The organism is Rhizobium sp. FG96 (assembly GCF_057808655.1).
Map to the genome: position 1 here is coordinate 28,769 of NZ_JBMDIL010000018.1, position 20,737 is coordinate 49,505.

General features: G+C 62.6%; 19 protein-coding genes. 12 read left to right on the forward strand and 7 right to left on the reverse strand.

Going from position 1 to position 20,737, the window contains the following annotated elements:
* The first annotated feature begins 12 nt into the window (after nucleotides 1-12).
* The 7 genes from ACODR6_RS28225 to ACODR6_RS28255 are packed head-to-tail and all read left to right on the forward strand — an operon-like array spanning nucleotide 13 to nucleotide 5,707.
* Nucleotides 13-507 carry a flavin reductase gene (locus tag ACODR6_RS28225; protein ID WP_489025691.1) on the forward strand — a complete coding sequence of 165 codons (495 nt, stop codon included), beginning with the start codon at nucleotides 13-15 and terminating at the stop codon, nucleotides 505-507.
* A gap of 21 nt (nucleotides 508-528) precedes the next feature.
* Complete coding sequence (locus tag ACODR6_RS28230) at nucleotides 529-1,458, forward strand: AAA family ATPase (RefSeq protein WP_489025693.1); 930 nt, start codon at nucleotides 529-531, stop codon at nucleotides 1,456-1,458.
* 3 nt (nucleotides 1,459-1,461) lie between these two features.
* A complete protein-coding gene (locus ACODR6_RS28235; RefSeq protein WP_489025695.1) occupies nucleotides 1,462-2,724 on the forward strand; it encodes a vWA domain-containing protein in 1,263 nt (420 codons plus the stop codon).
* The gene (locus ACODR6_RS28240; protein WP_489025697.1) at nucleotides 2,721-3,050 is read left to right on the forward strand and encodes an XdhC family protein; all 330 of its coding nucleotides are present in this window, start codon (nucleotides 2,721-2,723) and stop codon (nucleotides 3,048-3,050) included. Before ACODR6_RS28235 ends, ACODR6_RS28240 begins: the two co-directional genes overlap by 4 nt.
* Complete coding sequence (locus ACODR6_RS28245) at nucleotides 3,050-3,754, forward strand: XdhC family protein (RefSeq protein ID WP_489025698.1); 705 nt, start codon at nucleotides 3,050-3,052, stop codon at nucleotides 3,752-3,754. The genes ACODR6_RS28240 and ACODR6_RS28245 overlap by 1 nt, the downstream gene beginning before the upstream one ends.
* On the forward strand, nucleotides 3,754-5,388 hold the full coding sequence (locus tag ACODR6_RS28250; protein WP_489025700.1) for an NTP transferase domain-containing protein: 1,635 nt from the start codon (nucleotides 3,754-3,756) through the stop codon (nucleotides 5,386-5,388). Before ACODR6_RS28245 ends, ACODR6_RS28250 begins: the two co-directional genes overlap by 1 nt.
* A gap of 1 nt (nucleotide 5,389) precedes the next feature.
* Complete coding sequence (locus ACODR6_RS28255; RefSeq protein WP_112716423.1) at nucleotides 5,390-5,707, forward strand: TfoX/Sxy family protein; 318 nt, start codon at nucleotides 5,390-5,392, stop codon at nucleotides 5,705-5,707.
* Here the strand turns inward: ACODR6_RS28255 and ACODR6_RS28260 are convergent, their stop codons facing one another.
* From ACODR6_RS28260 to ACODR6_RS28280, 5 genes are all read right to left on the reverse strand, one after another.
* The gene (locus ACODR6_RS28260; protein WP_489025702.1) at nucleotides 5,708-6,130 is read right to left on the reverse strand and encodes an NUDIX domain-containing protein; all 423 of its coding nucleotides are present in this window, start codon (nucleotides 6,128-6,130) and stop codon (nucleotides 5,708-5,710) included.
* Between the two features lie 6 nt (nucleotides 6,131-6,136).
* A complete protein-coding gene (locus ACODR6_RS28265; RefSeq protein ID WP_112716419.1) occupies nucleotides 6,137-7,627 on the reverse strand; it encodes a DEAD/DEAH box helicase in 1,491 nt (496 codons plus the stop codon).
* Nucleotides 7,628-7,784: 157 nt separating this feature from the next.
* Nucleotides 7,785-9,092 carry a peptidoglycan DD-metalloendopeptidase family protein gene (locus tag ACODR6_RS28270; protein ID WP_489025704.1) on the reverse strand — a complete coding sequence of 436 codons (1,308 nt, stop codon included), beginning with the start codon at nucleotides 9,090-9,092 and terminating at the stop codon, nucleotides 7,785-7,787.
* 101 nt (nucleotides 9,093-9,193) lie between these two features.
* Entirely contained in the window at nucleotides 9,194-10,018 is an 825-nt protein-coding gene (locus ACODR6_RS28275; protein WP_489025706.1) for a ferritin-like domain-containing protein, read from the reverse strand.
* Complete coding sequence (locus tag ACODR6_RS28280; protein WP_199629576.1) at nucleotides 10,015-10,488, reverse strand: peroxiredoxin; 474 nt, start codon at nucleotides 10,486-10,488, stop codon at nucleotides 10,015-10,017. The genes ACODR6_RS28275 and ACODR6_RS28280 overlap by 4 nt, the downstream gene beginning before the upstream one ends.
* Nucleotides 10,489-10,605: 117 nt before the next feature.
* On the opposite strand from ACODR6_RS28280, the gene ACODR6_RS28285 reads away from it, so the two are divergent.
* Nucleotides 10,606-14,007 (forward strand): hypothetical protein, encoded by a 3,402-nt coding sequence (locus ACODR6_RS28285; protein ID WP_489025709.1) that lies wholly within the window; start codon nucleotides 10,606-10,608, stop codon nucleotides 14,005-14,007.
* Between the two features lie 50 nt (nucleotides 14,008-14,057).
* Here ACODR6_RS28285 and tyrS read toward each other — a convergent pair whose 3' ends face one another.
* On the reverse strand, nucleotides 14,058-15,314 hold the full coding sequence (gene tyrS, locus ACODR6_RS28290; RefSeq protein WP_489025711.1) for a tyrosine--tRNA ligase: 1,257 nt from the start codon (nucleotides 15,312-15,314) through the stop codon (nucleotides 14,058-14,060).
* A 119-nt stretch (nucleotides 15,315-15,433) separates the two neighbouring features.
* Between tyrS and ACODR6_RS28295 the strand changes: the two genes are divergently transcribed.
* Together ACODR6_RS28295 and ACODR6_RS28300 are read left to right on the forward strand one after the other, a co-directional pair.
* Complete coding sequence (locus tag ACODR6_RS28295) at nucleotides 15,434-16,570, forward strand: anhydro-N-acetylmuramic acid kinase (RefSeq protein WP_203428822.1); 1,137 nt, start codon at nucleotides 15,434-15,436, stop codon at nucleotides 16,568-16,570.
* Complete coding sequence (locus ACODR6_RS28300) at nucleotides 16,554-17,075, forward strand: GNAT family N-acetyltransferase (protein ID WP_489025712.1); 522 nt, start codon at nucleotides 16,554-16,556, stop codon at nucleotides 17,073-17,075. The genes ACODR6_RS28295 and ACODR6_RS28300 overlap by 17 nt, the downstream gene beginning before the upstream one ends.
* Here ACODR6_RS28300 and ACODR6_RS28305 read toward each other — a convergent pair.
* Nucleotides 17,072-17,749: an alpha/beta hydrolase gene (locus ACODR6_RS28305; protein ID WP_112716403.1), complete on the reverse strand. Its 678-nt coding sequence runs from the start codon at nucleotides 17,747-17,749 to the stop codon at nucleotides 17,072-17,074. The genes ACODR6_RS28300 and ACODR6_RS28305 overlap by 4 nt on opposite strands.
* 203 nt (nucleotides 17,750-17,952) lie before the next feature.
* On the opposite strand from ACODR6_RS28305, the gene ACODR6_RS28310 reads away from it, so the two are divergent.
* Nucleotides 17,953-19,119: a cysteine desulfurase family protein gene (locus ACODR6_RS28310; RefSeq protein ID WP_489025714.1), complete on the forward strand. Its 1,167-nt coding sequence runs from the start codon at nucleotides 17,953-17,955 to the stop codon at nucleotides 19,117-19,119.
* 144 nt (nucleotides 19,120-19,263) lie between these two features.
* Entirely contained in the window at nucleotides 19,264-20,733 is a 1,470-nt protein-coding gene (gene sufB / locus ACODR6_RS28315) for a Fe-S cluster assembly protein SufB (protein WP_130278250.1), read from the forward strand.
* The last annotated feature ends 4 nt before the right edge of the window (nucleotides 20,734-20,737 follow it).

Here is a 20,737-nt window from a genome sequence, read left to right on the forward strand (position 1 = left end):
GGGAGACACCTTTTGTTGAGCAGACAGCCGATCGATCCCAAGCTTTATCGTGATGCCATGAGCCGTTTCGGCGGCCACGTGCAGCTCGTGACGACGGCGCTTGGCGATCAGGTGCGCGGCGTGACGATTACCGCCGCCTGCTCGGTCTCCGACAGCCCGGCCTGCGTGCTTGTCTGCCTCAACAATTCCAACCCGAAGAACGAGATCTTCTTCCGCAGCGGCATCTTCGCTCTGAATACGCTGGGTGCCCATCACCAGGGACTGGCCGATGCATTTTCCGGCCGCACGCAGCTCAGCAACGAAGAGCGGTTCGCGACCGGCAAGTTCGAGAAGCTGATAACCGGTGCGCCGGTGCTTTCCGACAGCCTGGCCTCCTTCGATTGCCGCGTCATGGAAATCAAGGAGATGTCGACGCATCACGTCATCTTCGGGGAGGTCGTCGGCGTCCGCTTCGACGAAACAAAACCGGCGCTCCTCTATATGAACCGCGACTACCACACGCTATAACTTCCCCAAAAGGGAGGAGACATGGCTGATCAGACCGCGCCGCTTCTGCCGCAGTCGATCGACGAGACGATCGCGCTGCTCGGCGGGCAGGACTATCTTGCGGGCCGGGCGCTCGGCACCGTGCTTTTCCTGGCATTGAAGATGAAGCGGCCCTTGTTTCTCGAGGGCGAGGCGGGCGTCGGCAAGACCGAGATCGCCAAGGTTCTGTCTAAGGCGCTCGGGCGCCCGCTGATCCGGCTGCAATGCTACGAGGGGCTGGATGTCGCCTCCGCCGTCTACGAGTGGAACTACCCGGCACAGATGCTGGAAATCCGGCTGGCTGAGGCATCGGGTCTGACGGATCGCGGACGGATCGAATCCGACATCTTTTCCGAGCGCTATCTGATCCGCCGTCCGGTACTACAGGCACTGTCCTCCGAAAATGGCCGTGCCCCGGTCTTCCTGATCGACGAGCTCGACCGCACCGACGAGGCCTTCGAAGCGTTCCTCCTTGAAGTGCTCTCGGATTTTCAGGTGACTATTCCTGAACTCGGGACGATCAAGGCCGCCGAGCCGCCGATCGTGATCATTACCACCAACCGGACGCGCGAGGTGCATGACGCGCTGAAGCGGCGGTGCCTCTACCATTGGGTCGATTATCCGCAGGCGCAGCAGGAGCTGGAGATCATCCGCCGCAAGGTGCCTTACTGCAACGAGACGCTGTCGCGCGAAATCGTTGCTTATGTGCAGCGCCTGAGGACGCTTGATCTCTTCAAGAATCCCGGTGTGGCCGAGACCATCGATTGGGCCACGGCGCTGACCGAGCTAGACCGCTTGGCACTCGATCCCGAGACCATTTCCGACACGATTGGCACGCTCCTGAAATATCAGGACGACATCGCCCGTATCCAGGGCGGGGAGGGTGCGCGGGTGCTGAAAGACGTGCAGGACGAATTGCGGGCAGCGGGATAGGCGATGCAGGGCGGAAAGGCTGAAGATGGTATCGTCGTTCCGCCGCTTCCGCTGGGTGACGGCCGGTTTGCCGACAATATCGTTTTCTTCGGACGGACGCTGCGCAAGGCCGGACTGAAGGTTGGCCCCGCGGCGTTTGCCGACGCCATCGCGGCGGTCGAAGCCATCGGCATGGGATCGCGCGACGAGTTTCATGCGGCGCTTTCGGCCGTCTTCGTCAAGCGGCACGAGGATGCTGTCGTCTTCGACGAGGCATTCCGGCTCTTTTGGCGCTCCCGAAATCTCGTCGAGAAGATGATCGCGATGATGTCGCCGCGGGCGCCGGATACGCGGGAGAAGGAAAAGCAGAAGCCCGGCGAGACGCGCGCCAGCGATGCGTTGCTCGGCGACCGCCGCCCCGATAAACCGTCGCGTGAAGAGCCCGATATCGAGATCGACGCGCGTTTCACGACCTCGGGCAACGAGATCATCCGGCGCATGGATTTCGCGCAAATGTCGGCGGCAGAGATGGCGCTCGCCAAGAAGGAGCTGTCGCGGCTGCAGCTGCCGCTCGACCGTGTCACCACGCGGAGATTCAAGCCGTCGCATCGCCACGCGACGGTCGATCCCCGTGCAACGATGCGTGCCGCACTTCGCACCGGCGGGTCGCTGATCCTGCCGCGCTACCGCGAGCGCAAGGAGATACAGCCGCCCTTGGTGGTGCTTGCGGATATCTCGGGCTCCATGAGCCAGTACACGCGGATCTTCCTGCATTTCCTGCATGTGCTGACGGAGCGGCGGCGCCGCGTCAGCACCTTTCTGTTCGGGACGCGGCTCACCAACGTGACGCGGCAGATGCGCAACAAGGATCCGGATCAGGCGCTGGACGAATGCGCGGCTGCCGTCAACGACTGGTCGGGCGGAACGCGGATCGGCGAAACGCTGCACGAGTTCAACCGGCTCTGGGGCCGGCGTGTACTGGGGCAGGGCGCCGTGGTGCTGCTGATCACCGATGGGCTGGAGCGCGAGGGCGTCGAGCAGCTTTCGGCCGAAATGGACCGATTGCACCGCTCCTGCCGGCGGCTGATCTGGCTCAACCCGCTGCTGCGCTTCGACGGATTCGAGCCGCGGGCGCGCGGCGTTCGCGCGATGCTGCCGCATGTTGACGAATTCCGGCCGGTTCACAATCTATCTTCCTTGAGCGACCTTGCTGCGGCGCTCGGTTCCGGACGCGCCGGTGCCTTCGAACCGCGGCGCTATCTGGAGCGATTGAGAGGCCCGGCATGAGCGAAACGTCTATCGGCCTCGATCCGCTGGTGACAGCGGAATCCTGGAGGAAGAGCGGCCGCGATGTGGCTATTGCCACCGTCATCGAGACATGGGGTTCGGCGCCGCGGCCGGCGGGCAGCCATCTGGTGATCGATGCCGAAGGGAACTTCGAAGGCTCGGTTTCCGGCGGCTGCGTCGAAGGCGCCGTCATTACAGAAGCGCTCGATGTCATCGGCAGCGGCAAGGCGAAGATGCTGGAATTTGGCGTTGCCGACGAGACGGCCTGGCGTGTCGGGCTTTCCTGCGGCGGGCGTATCCGCGTCTATGTGGAAAGGCTCGGCTGATGGAGCTTGCGACGCTCGAGAGGCTGAATGCCTGCCGGCAGGCGCGGATCGCGGCCGTCCTGGTCACCGATCTCGGTGGTGGTCGGGCGAGCGTCGTTGCGGAAGGCGATCATATCGATGGGGCGCTTGGCGAGGCGGTAGCTACGGCCTTTCGCTCCGGGCGCTCCGGTGTGATCGAGGCTGATGGCGGGCGCTACTTCCTCAATGTCCATCTGCCACCGGCCGACATCGTCATCATCGGTGCTGTCCATATCAGCCAGGTGCTGGCGCAGATGGCGGCGCTGGCAGGCTTTGACGTCAGGATCATCGATCCCAGGACGGCTTTTGCGACGCCGGAGCGTTTTTCCGGGATCGATCTAACTGCGGATTGGCCCATCGACGTCTTGAAGGACGAGCCGCTCGACGCCTATACGGCGCTGGTCGCGGTGACGCACGATCCGAAGATCGACGATTTCCCGATTGCCGAGGCGCTGCGCCGCGGCTGTTTCTATGTCGGGGCGCTCGGTAGCCGCAAGACCCATGCGTCGCGTCTCGAGCGGCTGAAGGCCGAGGGCTTTGCGGATGAGGCGCTGGCACGCATCAACGGACCGATTGGGCTCCATATCGGCGCCGCCAGCCCGGCGGAGATCGCCGTTGCCATTCTGGCGCAGATCATCGAGGCGTTGCGCTCGCGCGATGTCATGTCGCCGAAAGGTGACATGTGATGAAGTTCGGCGAATTTCCGGTGGCCGGTGCTGAAGGGCTGATGCTCGCACATGCGGTGAAATTGCCGGGGCGGACCTTGCGCAAGGGGCACCGCGTGTCGCCGGCGGATATCGAAGCGCTCACTGGTGCCGGTGTCGCCAGCATCACCGCAGCGCGGATCGAAGACGGGGATGTTAGCGAAGACGAGGCTGCCCGGCAGCTCGCCGCAGCGATTGCGCCGGATCATCTGCGCTTCTCCGAGGCTGCAACGGGGCGGGTGAATGTCTATGCGGCGGCCGACGGCCTCTTCGTCGCCGACCGCGATGTCGTCGATCGCGTCAACCGCATCGATCCGGCGATCACGCTTGCCTGTCTCGCCGACCATGCACGCGTGAGGGCGGGCGACATGGTGGCGACGTTCAAGATCATTCCGCTGGCTGTGCCGGGCCGCAAGGTGGAGGCAGCGTGCGACGCCTTGAGGGCGGCCGTTGCCTTCGAGGTCAAGCCCTTTGCCGACTACGCGGTATCGCTTGTCGCCACCGAACTGCCATCGCTGAAGCCTGCGGTGATGGACAAGACGGCGCGCATTCTGGCGCATCGGCTTGCGGCATCCGGCAATCGGCTGGTCCGCGAGCAGCGCGTGGCGCACCGGATGGATGCCGTTGCCTTTGCCATCGATGAGGCCATGAGCGCCACTGATCGCTTGCCGAAGCTTGTGATCGTCTTTGGGGCCTCGGCGGTCATCGATGAGGACGATGTGATCCCGGCGGCGATCCGGCAGGCGGGCGGCCAGATACTCAGCGTCGGCATGCCCGTCGATCCCGGCAACCTGATGGTGCTCGGGCGGATCGGCGAAACCTATGTTGTGGGCGCGCCTGGCTGCGCGCGAAGCCCGAAGGAGAATGGCTTCGACTGGGTGCTGGATCGCATCCTGGCTGGCGAGAAGCCCGATGCGCGCGATCTGACGGGCATGGGCGTCGGAGGGCTGCTGATGGAAATCGAGACACGGCCTAGGCCGCGCGACAGCGCAGAGGAGGATCACCGGCCGGTGACTGTCGCGACCGTCATTCTGGCTGCGGGGAAAGCCAGCCGGATGGGCGAGGGCGGTGCGCACAAGCTGCTGGCCGAATTCGATGGCAAGCCGCTGGTGCGCCGCGCTGCCGAAACTGCGCTCTCTGCCGACGCGGCATCGGTCATCGTCGTGACCGGCCACCGGCGGAGCGAGATCGAGGCTGCGCTCTCCGGATTGGATGTCACGGCCGTCGAGAACCCGGATTATGCATCCGGCATGGCAAGCTCGTTGATTTCTGGATTTTCGGCCTCGTCCGCGCGCGAGGCGGATGGCGTTCTCGTCATGCTCGCTGATATGCCGGGCGTTACGTCCTCCGATCTCGACGCGCTGATCGCCGCCTTCCGTGCGGCTTCCGGGCGGGGGATCGTCCGTGCCGTCTGTCGCGGCAAGCGCGGCAACCCGGTCATCCTTCCGCGATCGCTCGGCGATGCCGTGATGCGGCTTGAAGGCGATGTCGGGGCGCGGCATATCATCGAGACATCGGGGCTGCCGGTCATCGATGTCGATATCGGCGATGCTGCGCACCTGGACGTGGATACGCCCGAGGCCGTTCTGGCGGCCGGTGGCATTTTGAGGGGATAGAATGGATACGGCGGCGATCGAGGAAATGTTTCAGGGGCTCGGCCCTGTCACCATCAAGCGGATGTTCGGCGGCAAGGGGATCTATCACCTTGGCCGGATTGTCGCGATCGAGCTGCGCGATGAAATGCTCCTGAAGGCAGACGAGAAGAGCGCGCCGGAATTTGCCGATGCCGGCGCCATCCAATGGTCCTACGAGGGCAAGAAGGGCAATCCGGTGAAGATGCCCTACTGGTCGATCCCCGAGAATGCCTATGACGATCCGGACGAGATGGCGAAATGGGTCAGGCTTGCCTATGAAGCAGCGCTACGGGCCGAATGATCAGGAGAGTACTGCGTCGGGAAGCAGCGCGATTGCGGCTGCGGCAAATTCCGACAGAGGCTGCGGTAGTTCGCTAAGGCCGAACCAGCCGAAAGCGGTGAGCTTGTCCGGCTCGGTCAGCTGAGGTTCGCCCTCGAAGCTTTCCGCCAGGTAGAGGAGTGAAATCCAGTGCTGCTTGTCGGCGGCGCTCAGGACTTCCGATGGTCCGAGAAGCCTGACCTTGCCGATCGCAAGGCCGGTTTCCTCTTCGGCTTCGCGGCGCGCCGCATCTGCCGCCTTCTCCATGAAGTCGACCTTGCCGCCCGGAATGCTCCAGTGGCCCGGTTCCGGCGGCTTGACGCGCTTGTAGAGCAGAATTTTTCCGTCACGCACAACCACTAGGCCTACACCGAGGCCTGGGAAGTCGATGCCCGGTTTTCCCATGAGGGATCAGGCCTTGGCGCCGGCTGCAATCAGCATGAACGCCGGGATGTCGTCACCGAAACCGACCGGAGTCGGGCCGTCATCGTGATCGCGATAGCGGCGGCGATCGCGGGAGTCGTCGTTTGCCGGGTAAGGGCGTGCGTGGCGCGCGTTGTTCTGCTGCTTGTTTTCTGCTTTGCGCTCTTGCTTCACGCTTTCGACCTTTGCTGGTGCTGCTGCTTCAACGACTTCGGCGGCATTATCTTCCGCGGCGATATCAGATTTATGACCACGGCGATCCTTGCCGCGGCCACGGTCCCTGTCACGATCACGGCCGTTGCGGCGAGGACGATCGCTTTCCTTGCTTTCCTCAGCGGGAGGCAGGGCGTTGAGATCGCCGTTCAGCCACTCGACCTTTTCGCCGATCAGCTTTTCGATCGCATCGGAAAACTTCGTGTCGCGCTTGGTGACCAGCGTGAAAGCGGCACCGGTGCGGCCCGCACGGCCGGTACGGCCGATGCGGTGGACATAGTCTTCCGAATGGATCGGTACGTCGAAGTTGAAAACGTGGCTCACATCAGGAATGTCGAGGCCACGAGCAGCCACGTCGGAGGCTACCAGAAGCTGGAGCTGGCCGTCGCGGAAATTCTGCAGCATTGTCGTGCGCGAACGCTGGTCCATGTCGCCGTGCAGGGCACCGACGGAGAAGCCGTGGCGTTCCAGCGAACGGAAGAGATCAGCGACATCCTTCTTGCGGTTGCAGAAGATGATCGCGTTTTTCAGGTCTTCCTGGGCGCGGATGAGATCACGCAGGGTAGCGCGCTTTTCATAGTCCTTGCCATGGGTGGCAACAAAGCGCTGGGTGATGGTCTTGGAAGCCGATGCCGGCTTTGCGACTTCGACACGTTCCGGGTTCTGCAGGAAGCGGTCGGCGAGCTTCTGGATCTCCGGCGGCATGGTGGCCGAGAAGAACAGCGTCTGGCGCGTGAACGGGATCAGCTTGGCGATGCGCTCGATATCCGGGATGAAGCCCATGTCGAGCATGCGGTCGGCTTCGTCGATGACGAAGATCTCGACGGCGGACATCAGGAGCTTTCCACGCTCGAAATGGTCGAGCAGGCGGCCGGGGGTGCAGATCAGAACGTCTGCGCCACGCTCAAGCTTGCGGTCCTGGTCTTCGAAGGACACGCCGCCGATCAGCAGGGCCACGTTGAGGCGGTGGTTCTTGCCGTACTTTTCGAAGTTTTCTGCAACCTGGGCCGCGAGTTCTCGCGTCGGCTCCAGGATCAGCGTACGGGGCATGCGAGCGCGGGCGCGGCCTTTTTCCAGCAGCGACAACATTGGCAGAACGAAGGACGCCGTCTTGCCCGTACCCGTCTGCGCGATGCCGCAAATATCGCGGCGCTGCAGGGCAAACGGGATCGCGCCCGCCTGAATAGGGGTTGGGGTCGTGTAGCCGGCGTCGGTAACGGCGGAAAGCACTTTTTGGCTCAGGCCAAGATCAGCAAATGTCGTCAAAGGGAAAACTATTTCCGTTCAGGTTCGGCCGAACTCTGGCTGAGTCGGCGGGATTGCATGCCGCAATGCAGCGCGACATATTCCCAAACGGCTTGCAAGTCAAGGAATACGGGCCTTGCAGACCTTGCACAGGTAAAGCTGTGGTTACTGCGTTTGGTTATTTTATATAGGTCGCGAGTTTCAACCCTGCATTCATGAAATACATCGGATCAACGGCCCGGCCGTTCTGGCGTACTTCGTAGTGCAGATGCGTGCCCGTCGAGCGGCCCGTGCTGCCGGCAAGACCGATGACATCGCCGCGATCGACGGTATCGCCAACCTTGACCAGAATTTGCGACATGTGACCGTAGCGGGTGGAAATGCCGTTGCCGTGATCGACCTCGACCATGTTGCCGTAGCCGCCGGTCCAGCCGGCATTGATGACCTTGCCGGGTGCGGTCGGGCGAACCTTTTCGCCGGGGGCGAAGCGGAAATCGATGCCGGAATGCAGGGCAAGCCGGCCCAGGAACGGGTCACGGCGGTTGCCGAAAGGGCTGGTAATGTCCTTGCCGATGCCGGGATTGCGGAAGGGCAGGGATTCGGCGGTATTGCGCACGGCCTCGAGGCGCGTCAGCGCCGTATCGAGCTGTGCCAGCGAATTGTTGAAATCGTCGTCGCTCTCGGGTTCGACATAGGGACCGCCGACGGCGCTGTCGTCATCGGCCTTTGCCGTCTGCTGCGGCACCTGAATGCTGAAGCGGTTCAGGACGGTGGAAATGGCATCGGCGGCGTCGCCTGCATCTGCCGTCAGCTGATCGACCCGCGAACGCTGGTCTTCCTCGACGCCTTTCAGCGACAGCGTCACCTTGGAAAACAGACGGTCGGCGCGATCGCCGACGGTTTCGGGGGCGGGAACATAAGCGAGCGTGGTATTGTCGGGCGTCGCATCGGTCGGTTCGCTACTGCCGGTCAGCAGCTTGTTGATGGCTTCCGCGCCGCCGGAGAGCGAGGCCCGCTTGTCCTTGGCATCGGGAGCGAAGGATTGCGCGGCGGGTGCCGGTTCCTCCTTGCCTGTCAGGCCGGAGTTTTCAGCGCGGTCGAGCAGCGAGCCTAGCTTGCCGTGGCGCGAGGTCAGCGCCATCTGCTGTTCCATCAGCTTGTCGACCTTGTCCTCGACGACCTGCTGGTCGAGCAGCTGGCGGGAGGTGACGCGGTCGACCTGGGCGCGGAGCGCGGCAATGCGGTCTTCATAATCATGCTGCATGCGGGCCTGGCGGGCCATGGTGGCGCCGATCAGGTCGTCGCGGAGCACGAGATAGGAAGTGGCAAGGAGATAGCCGATGGCAAAGACGCCGATGAAGCAGAAGGCGAGGGCCGCCATCCAGGGCTTGACCGTCATGTGACGGACCTTGTCGCCACTGGCGAGAATGAGGATATGTTCCTGTGAACGCTTGCCGAATACGCGCTGGTGCTGTGCATGCGTCACGGAGAATCTCCCAATTGATGCGCCCGTGCCTCGATTGGGTTGATTACACACTGTTAAGGTTAATAAATTGCTTCTTTCGTTAATGTGAATGCACGCAATGGTTACGCATTGCTTGTCGATGTCAATGATCGGTAGAAGGATGGCGTGAGGCCGGCTTCGGCGCGTGCGAGGTCATTGAAGGGCGGTTTCAGCGGGCCGCGGAAGTTGGCGCGGACCAGCTCCCTGAAGGTATGGGCGGGATCGCGGCGCTCGCGGGCGCAGAGAAAACGGAACCATTTGGCGCCGATCGCCACATGGCCTTTCTCGTCATTGTAGATCACGTCGAGCACGGCAGCGCTGTCGAGATCGCCGGTCTCGCGCATCTTCGCCTGCAGCGACGGCGTCACGTCAAGGCCGCGGGCTTCGAGGATGAGCGGGACGACGGCAAGCCGCGCCGTCAGATCGTTGCGGGTCGAGTGCGCCGCCTGCCAGAGTCCGTCATGGGCGGGCATGTCGCCATAATCGGCGCCGAGATCGCGCAGGCGGTCGCGGACCATGCGGAAATGCTTGGCCTCCTCGAAAGCCACCTGCATCCAGCCGTCGAAGAAGGAGTTCGGTACCGGCTCTGTGGCGAAGCGGGCGACGATGTCGAGCGCGAGATCGACGGCATTGAGCTCGATATGGGCGATTGCATGCAGCAGCGCGATGCGGCCGTGGACGGTATGCAGCGAGCGCTTCTGAACTTGAGTCGGCGGCACGAGCGCCGGCTTTTCAGGGCGGCCGGGCCGCTCCGGAAGTGCGGTATCGAGCGGCGAGCGCAGCGATATCTTGCGGGCGAACCAGCGGGTGGCGGCCTCCTGGGCGAGCGCCGTCTTGCGATCGAGATCGGCTGAACGGATGGCGTCGATCGCGCCACCTCTCAGCGATGTCATCTGCAAAGCGGTCATGCCGCGAGGTCCAGCACGGCCTTCAGAACGGCTTCGGCGTGGCCGGGAACCTTGACCTTCTGCCAGATGGTGGCGATCGTGCCGTCGGCGCGGATCAGGAAGGTCGTGCGCTCGACGCCCATATAGGTGCGGCCGTACATGCTCTTCTGCTTCCAAACGCCATAGGCTTGCAGCACGGTCTTTTCTTCATCCGATGCGAGCGCGACGGCAAGGTTATGTTTCTTGATGAAACGGTCGTGGCATTTGACCGAATCAGGCGACATACCGACGAGCGCCGCGCCTGCCTTTTCGAACTCGGCGGCGAGCTCGGTGAAGCCGATCGATTCGGCCGTGCAGCCTGCCGTGTCATCCTTGGGATAGAAGAACAGAACCAGAGGCTTGCCTTTGAATTCCGTCAGCGATACGCGGCCGCCGCCATCACGCGGGAGGTTGAAGTCCGGGGCTTCGGCGCCGATACCGATATCCGCCATGTGGAAACCTTTCTTTTGCCGGGTTTATGAGTGACACTGAACCTGGCCGATATATATTGGGCGAGTATCCGGCGAGCTAGACCGGAAAATAAGAATTCAAGGAGTTACCCAAGGCGTATGTCGGCCATCCGCGGCGAAAAGGTTACGTTTCGCAAGAAAGACATCGTCGCTTTGCATGAACTCCCCTCGGCGCAAGCCGAGGATCCGATGATCGTGCATTGCCCGCCGCCGCGCTCCCGGCTGCGGCGCACCGCCGGCTGGACCGGCGCCTGCTTTGCTCTCCTCTTCATCATCATTGCCGCGATCGTCGGCGTGATCGAAAGCGGCATGATCGATACGGCGCTGTCGAAGCAGGCGCAGATGGCGCTGAACAACGCGATGGGGCCGCGCTACAAGGCCGAAGTCGGCTCGACGGTGGTGCGCTTCACCTCCGGCCTGCGGCTGGCGCTGGAGGCCCGCAACGTCAACCTGATCGATCAGCAGAGCGGCGAACATCTGTCGACAGTCGAAGCGATGCGCATGGCGCTCGATCCGCTGGCGCTGTTTCGCGGGCGGATCGCCATCACCGATGTCGAGGCGGAGGATATCGCGCTCGATACGGCGCTGCTGCCTGCCGGTAATCCCATCAAGCTCGACAATCTTCGCGTCGACGAAGTGCCCCAAGCGCTCGAATCGGCATTCTCGCATCTCGACCTATTCGACAGTTTCGCCCAGCGCGGCGGCACGGACAGCGTCCGCATATCGGGAATCAACGTCAAGCTGGCCGATACGGCGAACGGACCGGTGTCGCTTGTGATCGACGATCTCGTCTTTGCCCGGCCGACCGATCATTCGCTGCAGCTGACCGGCGAAATCGCCATCAACGGCCAGCCGGCGACGCTCGACGTTCAGGCCGAAAGGCTGGGCGACAAGACCCAGCGCTTCACCGCCAAGCTCAGCCATGCCGACCTGACGCCGTTTGCCATCAAGCGAAACGTGCTGGGTGAGATCCGCCAGGGCATCAACGCTTTCGCCGATATCAACATTTCGGCTGTCAGGGACGGCGAGGGCACCGATCCGTCGTTGACGACCGGCGTGACGCTGGCGCCGGGGCTGATCTATGTCGATGGTGACCAGCAGCAGTTGAGTGGCGGCCAGATCAATCTGAATTACGATTTCAAGAAGGAAACGATCGAGATCGCCCGGTCGCAGGGGCAATTCGGCGCGACAACCGTTCCCTTCAACGGCGGCCTGATCGACCTCGACCGGCTGGATCCGACAGCCGGCAAGGGCTTCGGCATCGATCTCCTCGTCAGCGGCGGCAGCGCCTCTCCCCTCGGATCCGGCGAGCAGCCGGTGCCGTTCGATATCCAGACGAGCGGCCGCTTCATGGTCGCGACCAAAGAGCTGCAGTTCCCCGGTATCACGGTATCGACACCGCTCGGACAGCTCTATGGGTCGCTGCATGCGAAATTCGGCGACGTTTCGCCGGAGATCAGCTTCGTCGGCCAGTCGCAGCAATTGCAGACGGCGGCGATCAAGCAGCTCTGGCCGTTCTGGATGGCGCCGAAGGCCCGCGACTGGGTGCTGAAGAACCTGTTCGGCGGCACGGTCGCTGACGCCTCGATTTCCGTCTTCATTCCCTTCGGACGCCTCGATGAGGCCGTCGGCAAGGGGCTGAAGCTCGACGAGAACCAGATCAAGATCGCCTTCGATATTGCCAATACCCGGATGAATGTCGCCGGCGAAATCCCGCCGATTCGCGATACTTCGGCGCATTTCGACCTGAAGGGGCCGCGGGCGACGATCTCGATCAAGAGCGGCACGTCGTTCTTTGCCTCTGGGCGTTCGGTCAATCTTGGTGCTGGCAGCTTCGTGCTGCCATCCACCTATGACAAGCCGCTGATGGCGGAGATGCAGCTCGGCATATCGGGCTCAGCTGACGCCGTGGGCGAGCTTCTTACCTACAAGCCGATCCAGGTGCTGCAGCGCGCCGGGCTGGCGCCACAGGACCTGAGCGGCAAGATCAATGCCACCGTGCAGGCTCGCTTCGGCCTCGTCAGCGCACAGAACCCGCCGCCGCCGGACTGGAAGGCTTCGATGCAGCTTTCCGGCGTCGATGTCGGCAAGCCGATCTCCGGGCGCAAGATCACCAATCTGGACGGGACGCTGAATGCCGATCCGAAGCAGGTGACGCTCGACGGCAAGGGGCAGATCGATGGTGTGCCGGCGGAGATTTCGCTGCTGGAACCGGTCGAGAAGAATTCGGGCATCACCCCGCAGCGCGTCATAACGGCGACGCTGACCAACGACCAGCGCGAGAAGCTGCTGCCGGGCCTGTCGGATATCATCGACGGCAGCATCAAGGTCGAGCTGGCGCGGATCGACGAAGAGCGGCAGTCCGTCGATCTAGACCTGTCGCGCGCCGCCCTGCAGTTGCCGTGGGTCGGCTGGGCGAAGGGCAGCGGCATTCCAGCAGAGGCGACGTTCGAGGTCTCCGGTCCTGCAGACAACACGCAGGTCAAGAATTTCAAGCTCAAGGGCGACGGCTTTGGTGCCAGCGGATCGCTGAACGTCGCGAAGGGCGGGCTGACATCTGCCGATTTCGATAGCGTGAAACTCTCGTCGCTCGACGATTTCGCCATCTCGATCCGCCGCAGCAAGGGCGTTTTCGACGTTTCTGTCTCCGGTGATACCGCCGATGCGCGGCCAATCCTGGCGCGTCTGAAAAACGGCCAGAACGGCAGCGGCGACGATGGCGGCGGCGACAGCAAGGGCGGTGATATCACCGTGCGCGCCAAGCTCGGCCAGATCGTCGGCTTCAACGACGAACGCGTGCGCGGCCTCGATGCGCTCTACATGATGCGCGACGGCGAATTGCAGGTGCTGAACCTCTCCGGTGTCACCGACAGCGGCGAGGCCGTCGTGACGCAGATGAAGGACGGGCGCGTTCTGAATATCACGACGGGTGATGCCGGATCGGTGTCGCGCTTTGCCGATTTCTACAAGCATATGCGCGGCGGTCTGCTCAACATGACCGTACGTTTCGGCCCGCGCGGCTGGGACGGCTCGGCGGATGTGCGCCGCTTCCAGATCGTCAACGAAGACCGGCTGCGGTCGATCGTGGCAACCCCCGTCGGCAAGGATCAGCGAAGCCTGAATGCTGCCGTGAAGCGCGAGATCGATACGTCGGCGCAGCGCTTCCAGCGCGGCTTTGCCCGTATCGTCTCGCAGGGCGGTACCGTCACCATCGAGAACGGCGTAGTGCGCGGCGAGCAGATCGGCGCGACCTTCCAGGGCGTGATCCGCGATGCCAAGGGCAATATGGACATGACCGGCACCTTCATGCCGGCCTACGGTCTGAACCGGCTATTCGCCGAACTGCCGGTCATCGGCATCATTCTTGGTAACGGTACCGACCGCGGCCTGATCGGCATCACCTTCAAGCTGACCGGCAAGTTCGACAAGCCGAACCTGCAGATCAACCCGCTGTCGATCATCGCCCCTGGCGTCTTCCGCAACATCTTCGAGTTTCAATAAAAAAAGCCGGCGCGTGGCCGGCTTCCTTTCAATCAGATTATCCGGACCGCTCAGGCAGCGGGGCGGATCAGGATGTGCTTCTTCTTGCCAAGCGACAGCTTGATCACGCCATCAGCGGTGATCTCGGCACTGCCGATCACCGTGCGTTCGTCGCTGATCGCCTGATCGTTGATGCGCACGGCACCGCCCTGGACGTGGCGGCGTGCTTCGCCATTGGACGCGGCGAGGCCGGCGCGGACGATGAGCGACAGCAGGCCGAGGCCGGCATCGAGTTCGGCAGCCGGAATTTCGACCGACGGAAGGTTGTCGGATAGAGCGCCTTCCTCGAAGGTCTTGCGGGCGGTTTCCGCGGCCTGCTCCGCAGCGGCGCGGCCGTGCAGAATGGCGGTGACTTCCGTCGCGAGGATCTTCTTGACCTCGTTGATCTCCGAACCGGCCAGCGCCGAGAGGCGGGCGATCTCGTCCATCGGCAGCGTCGTGTAGAGCTTGAGGAAGCGCGATACGTCGGCGTCCTCGGTGTTGCGCCAGTACTGCCAGAAATCGTAGGCCGAGAGCATATCGGCGTTCAGCCAGACAGCGCCGGTCGCCGACTTGCCCATCTTGGCACCGGATGCGGTCGTCAGCAGCGGCGAGGTCAGCGCGTAAAGCTGCTGTGTCCCCATGCGGTGACCGAGGTCGATACCGCTGACGATGTTGCCCCACTGATCCGAACCACCCATCTGCAGACGGCAGTCGTAACGCTTGGCCAGTTCGACGAAGTCGTAGGCCTGCAGGATCATGTAGTTGAATTCGAGGAAGGAGAGCGACTGCTCGCGATCCAGGCGCGTCTTGACGCTGTCGAAGGACAGCATGCGGTTGACCGAGAAATGGCGGCCGACATCGCGCAGGAATTCGAGGTAGTTGATCGAACGCAGCCATTCAGCATTGTTGATCATCAGGGCGTCCTTCGGACCTTCACCATAGGTGAGGTAGTTCGAGAAGACGCGCTTGATGGAAGCGATGTTGCTCTCGATCGTGTCGACCGTCATCAGCTGGCGCGACTCTTCCTTGAAGGAGGGATCGCCGACCATGCCGGTACCGCCGCCCATCAGCGAGATGGCGCGGTGGCCGGTTGCCTGGAACCAGTGCAGCATCATGATCTGGATCAGCGAGCCGGCATGAAGGCTCGGCGCCGTCGGATCGAAGCCGATATAGGCCGTCACGGTTTCCTTGGCGAGCAGATCGTCGAGGCCGGATTCATCGGAGACCTGATGAATGAAGCCGCGCTCTTTCAGTGTGCGCAGGAAATCGGATTTGAACTCGGACATGACTTCGTCTCTTGAGGCTTCGGAGGGAATTGAGATCGGCACTTGTTGAAGCGCCGCGGCGCGTTTAGCACTGTTTTGCCGAAAGTGCACTATTCGGCGGCACAGTTTTTGGAGGAAGCATGCCCGGAGTGAGAACCGCGATCGGCCTGATGAGCGGCACGTCGATGGATGGGATCGATGTGGCATTGCTGCGGACGGACGGCGACGGCTTCGTCGAGCGCGGGCCGTTTCTCGGCGTTTCCTACGATCCGGCTTTTCGCGAACGGCTGAAAACGGCACTCGAGCAGGCGAAGGCGATCAAGAACCGGCAGGAACGGCCGGGCGATCTCGCGGCCATCGAACGGGAGCTTACGCAGCGGCACGCAGCTGCCGTTAGGGAGTTTTTGCAACAGAATGCAATGGAGGCCGGCGCTATCGATGTTCTCGGCTTTCACGGTCAGACCGTCCTGCACCGGCCGGACGAGGCCTTGACCGTTCAGATCGGCGACGGCGCACTTCTCGCCCGCGAGACCGGTATTGCGACGGTTTACGACATGCGGGCGAACGATATGGTTCATGGCGGCCAGGGCGCGCCGCTCGTGCCTGCCTATCACGCTGCGCTGGCCGCCAATATCAGCAATGCGAAGATGCCGGTCTGTTTCGTCAATATCGGCGGTATCTCCAACCTGACCTATGTCGGCGCCGATGGTACGGTGATCGCCTATGACAGCGGCCCCGGCAACACGCTGATCGATCAGTGGGTGGAGGCCCATGCCGGGATACCCTTCGATCAGGGCGGCATGATCGCTTCCGAGGGCCATGTCGTCAGCGAGCTGGCCGAGCGTTATCTCGCAAGCCCGTTCTTTACCGCGGCAAAACGGCGATCGCTCGACCGCAACGATTTCCTGCCGCCGCAGGGACGGGATGCGGAGCTTGCTGATGGCGCGCGCACGCTTGCCTATGTGGCGGCGGCATCGATCATCAAATCGGCCGGTCACCTGCCGGTGATGCCGGCGCTCTATGTGATCTGCGGTGGCGGACGGCTGAACAGGGTGATCATGCGCGATCTTGCGCAGCTGGCTGCAGAGCATCGGGCGACGGTGATTTCGGCGGAAGAAGCCGGTTTCAACGGCGACGCGATGGAGGCGGAGGCTTGGGCTTATCTGGCCGTGCGCTCGCTCGAGGGGCTGCCGTTGACCTATCCGGGCACGACGGGTGTCCGGGAAGCGGTGAGCGGTGGTGTGCTGACGGAGGCTATCGATGCAAACGATCCTTGAGACGGAGCGGCTGCAGTTCCTGATGTGGCAGCCGGACGAGGCACCATTGGTTCATGCCCTGCATTCGACGCTGGCGACGAGCCGCTTCATGTCGGGTGGCCTGCCTTGGACGATGGAACGCTGCCAGTCGCGCATCGAGCAGTGGATCGACGAACAGGATGATGACGGCACGACGAAATACAAGGTCGTGGCCAAGAGCGACGGGCGCTTTGTCGGCCGTGCCGGGATATCTCTGCATGACGAGGAGGCGCGCGAGTTCGAGCTCGGCTACGCATTCAATGAGGACGAATGGGGAAAGGGCTATGCGACGGAGGCGGCGCGGGGACTGATCGCCTGGTTCCTCGGCAAGGGCTTCAGCGACCGCTTGATCGCCTTCACGCATCCGGAGAATTTTGCTTCCCAGCACGTGCTGCGCAAAGCCGGCATGCGGGAGATCGAGCCGAGGCTGATCGATGGCTTCGTGGCGCCGACCTTCGAGATCGACGCCAGCGATATCAAGGCTTAGCGAATACGCTTGGCGGCCGGTTCCGGCACCAGTTCGCCGTTCAGGCGGCGGTCGAGGTAGTCCTCGCACTCGGCCATCAGCGGCTCGACCTGGCCGTTGAAGAAGTGGTTGGCGCCCGGAACAGTGCGGTGGGTGATCAGAATACCCTTCTGCGTCTTCAGCTTCTCGACGAGGCCGTTGACGTCTTTTTCCGGGGCAACCTTGTCCTGTTCGCCGTTGATGATCAGGCCGGAGGACGGGCAGGGCGCCAGGAACGAGAAGTCGTAGGTGTTCGGCTGCGGAGCGATCGACATGAAGCCTTCGATCTCCGGGCGGCGCATCAGGAGCTGCATGCCGATCCAGGAGCCGAAGGAGTAGCCGGCAACCCAGCAGGTCTTCGAATCGGGATGCAGGCTCTGCACCCAGTCGAGCGCCGAGGCGGCATCCGAGAGCTCGCCGGCGCCGTGGTCGAATTCACCCTGGCTGCGGCCGATTCCGCGGAAATTGAAGCGCAGTGTCGTGAACCCGCGCTTCTGGAACATGTAGAAGAGCTGGTAGACGATCTGGTTGTTCATCGTGCCGCCGAACTGCGGGTGCGGGTGCAGGATGAGGGCAATCGGTGCGCTTTTTTCCTTGGAGGGCTGGTAGCGGCCTTCAAGACGGCCGGCAGGGCCGTTGAAAATGACTTCGGGCATCGGTACTCCGGGTTTTATTTTCGCGTTCGGACTGCGCAGACTTGACGGACGTTGTCAGCTTTTCTAAAACGCAGTTTAGAACAATTCGAAACTTTGCATGGCACGCCACGCAGTGTGAAAGTGTCATAAGGCAAGCCCGGCGGAAATTTCAAGAAAAATGAGCCGGACCACCGAAGCAGAAACCAAGCGCAGGACTTGAGATCATGGCGCCGCCCCGCCTTTATCTTGACTGGAACGCGACATCGCCGCTGCATCCCGCAGTGCGCGAAGCAGTTTTGCGCGCCATGGATCTGTTCGGCAACCCCAATTCCGTGCATGGCGAGGGACGTGCCGTTCGCGCCGCAATTGAAGGCGCGCGTCGCGAGGTTGCCGCCCTTGTCGGGGCCGAGCCCGCGCATGTCATTCTGACGAGCGGTGCGACCGAAGCCGCCAATATGGTGCTGACGCCGGAATTTCGCATGGGGCGCACGCCGCTCGCGGTCGGTCATCTCTATTACAGCGCCGTCGAGCATCCCGCCATTCGCGAGGGTGGACGCTTCCCAAAGGAAAAGACCACCGAGATTCCGGTGACGTCGGATGGTACCGTCGATCTTGCGGCGCTTCAGGGCCTGCTTGCCGGTCACGATGCCTCATCCGGTCTGCCGATGGTGGCGATCATGCTCGTCAATAACGAGACTGGGATCGTCCAGCCGGTTCGCGAGGCAGCCGAGATCGTCAAGGCGCATCGCGGCCTTCTCGTCGTCGATGCCGTGCAGGCCGCAGGGCGGATCGAGATCGATATCAATGCGCTCGGCGCCGACTTTCTGATCCTGTCGTCGCACAAGCTCGGCGGGCCCAAGGGCGCCGGCGCTCTGGTGTCGCGCGGCGAGATCCTGATGCCGAAGCCGCTGATCCATGGCGGCGGGCAGGAAAAGGGTCACCGGTCGGGGACCGAGAATTCGCTCGCCGTCATCGGCTTCGGCGCGGCTGCCGCACAGGCGCGATCGGATTTCAGCGAACGGAACGGCCGGATTGCGGCCTTGCAGGCGCGGCTGGAAAGCGGCATGCGGGCAGCGGCACCCGATGTGGTGATCTACGGCGCCGATGGTCCGCGTGTGTCGAACACGACGTTCTTCACGCTGCCGGGCCTGAAGGCCGAGACCGGCCAGATCGCTTTCGATCTCGAAGGTGTGGCGCTTTCGGCGGGCTCTGCGTGCTCCTCCGGCAAGGTCGGCGAAAGCCATGTCCTCGTTGCCATGGGCCATGACCCGAAGCTCGGCGCGCTGCGCATTTCGCTCGGCTTTGCGACCAGCGGCGAGGATATCGACCGGGCGCTTGCCGCCTTCGGAAAAATTGCCGGACGGCGCAGGCCGGCCGGGGAGGCGACCTGACCGTCTCACAAAATTGCGGAAACGGAAATTTCCGCTTGCCATCAGGGCTGAAAAGGCCCTTTTGGCCCACTACATAAGGGGCAATCAGAAAATTGCCCGCACGACAGCCTGCCGGACCTTTAGCCGGCGAGATTGGAGAACGACATGCCAGCCGTACAAGAAACGGTTGATCGCGTCCGCGAGATCGACGTCGATCAGTACAAATACGGTTTCGAGACCATCATCGAAATGGACAAGGCACCCAAGGGCCTGTCCGAAGATATCATCCGCTTCATCTCCGCCAAGAAGCAGGAGCCGGAATGGATGCTCGAGTGGCGCTTGGAAGCCTACAAGCGCTGGCTGACGATGGAAGAGCCGAACTGGGCGCGCGTCGATTACCCGAAGATCGATTTCAACGACATTCACTATTACGCCGCGCCGAAGAGCACGCCGGGTCCGAAGTCGCTTGATGAAGTCGATCCTGAAATCCTCAAGGTCTACGAGAAGCTCGGCATTCCCCTGAAGGAACAGGAAATCCTGGCCGGCGTCGAGAAGCCGCGGATCGCCGTCGATGCCGTCTTCGACAGCGTCTCCGTCGTCACCACCTTCAAGGAAGAGCTGAAGAAGGCCGGCGTTATCTTCATGTCGATCTCCGAAGCGATCCGCGAGCATCCGGAACTGGTTCAGAAGTATCTGGGTTCGGTCGTTCCGACCTCCGACAACTACTATGCGACGCTGAACTCGGCCGTCTTCACCGACGGCTCGTTTGTCTTCGTGCCGAAGGGCGTTCGCTGCCCGATGGAACTGTCGACCTACTTCCGCATCAACGAGAAGAACACCGGCCAGTTCGAGCGCACGCTGATCATCGCCGAGGAAGGCGCCTACGTTTCCTACCTCGAGGGCTGCACCGCGCCACAGCGCGACGAAAACCAGCTGCATGCGGCTGTCGTCGAGCTCGTTGCTCTCGATGATGCCGAGATCAAGTATTCGACCGTTCAGAACTGGTACCCGGGCGACGCCCAGGGCAAGGGCGGCATCTACAACTTCGTGACCAAGCGTGGCGATTGCCGCGGCGACCGTTCGAAGATTTCGTGGACGCAGGTCGAAACCGGTTCGGCGATCACCTGGAAGTACCCGTCCTGCATCCTGCGCGGCGATGACTCCCGAGGCGAATTCTACTCGATCGCCGTCTCCAACGGTCACCAGCAGATCGATTCCGGCACCAAGATGATCCATCTCGGCAAGAACACGTCGAGCCGCATCGTCTCGAAGGGTATTGCCGCCGGCGTTTCGCAGAACACCTATCGCGGCCAGGTCTCGGCTCACCGCAAGGCGTCGAACGCCCGCAACTTCACGCAGTGCGACTCGCTGCTGATCGGCGACAAGTGCGGCGCCCACACGGTGCCTTACATCGAGGCGAAGAACTCGACCGCGCAGTTCGAGCACGAGGCGACCACCTCGAAGATCTCCGAAGACCAGCTTTTCTACTGCCTGCAGCGCGGCATCCCAACCGAAGCGGCGATCGCCCTGATCGTCAACGGCTTCGTCAAGGAAGTCCTGCAGGAGTTGCCGATGGAATTCGCCGTCGAAGCGCAAAAGCTGATCAGCATCTCGCTTGAGGGGTCTGTCGGCTGACGCT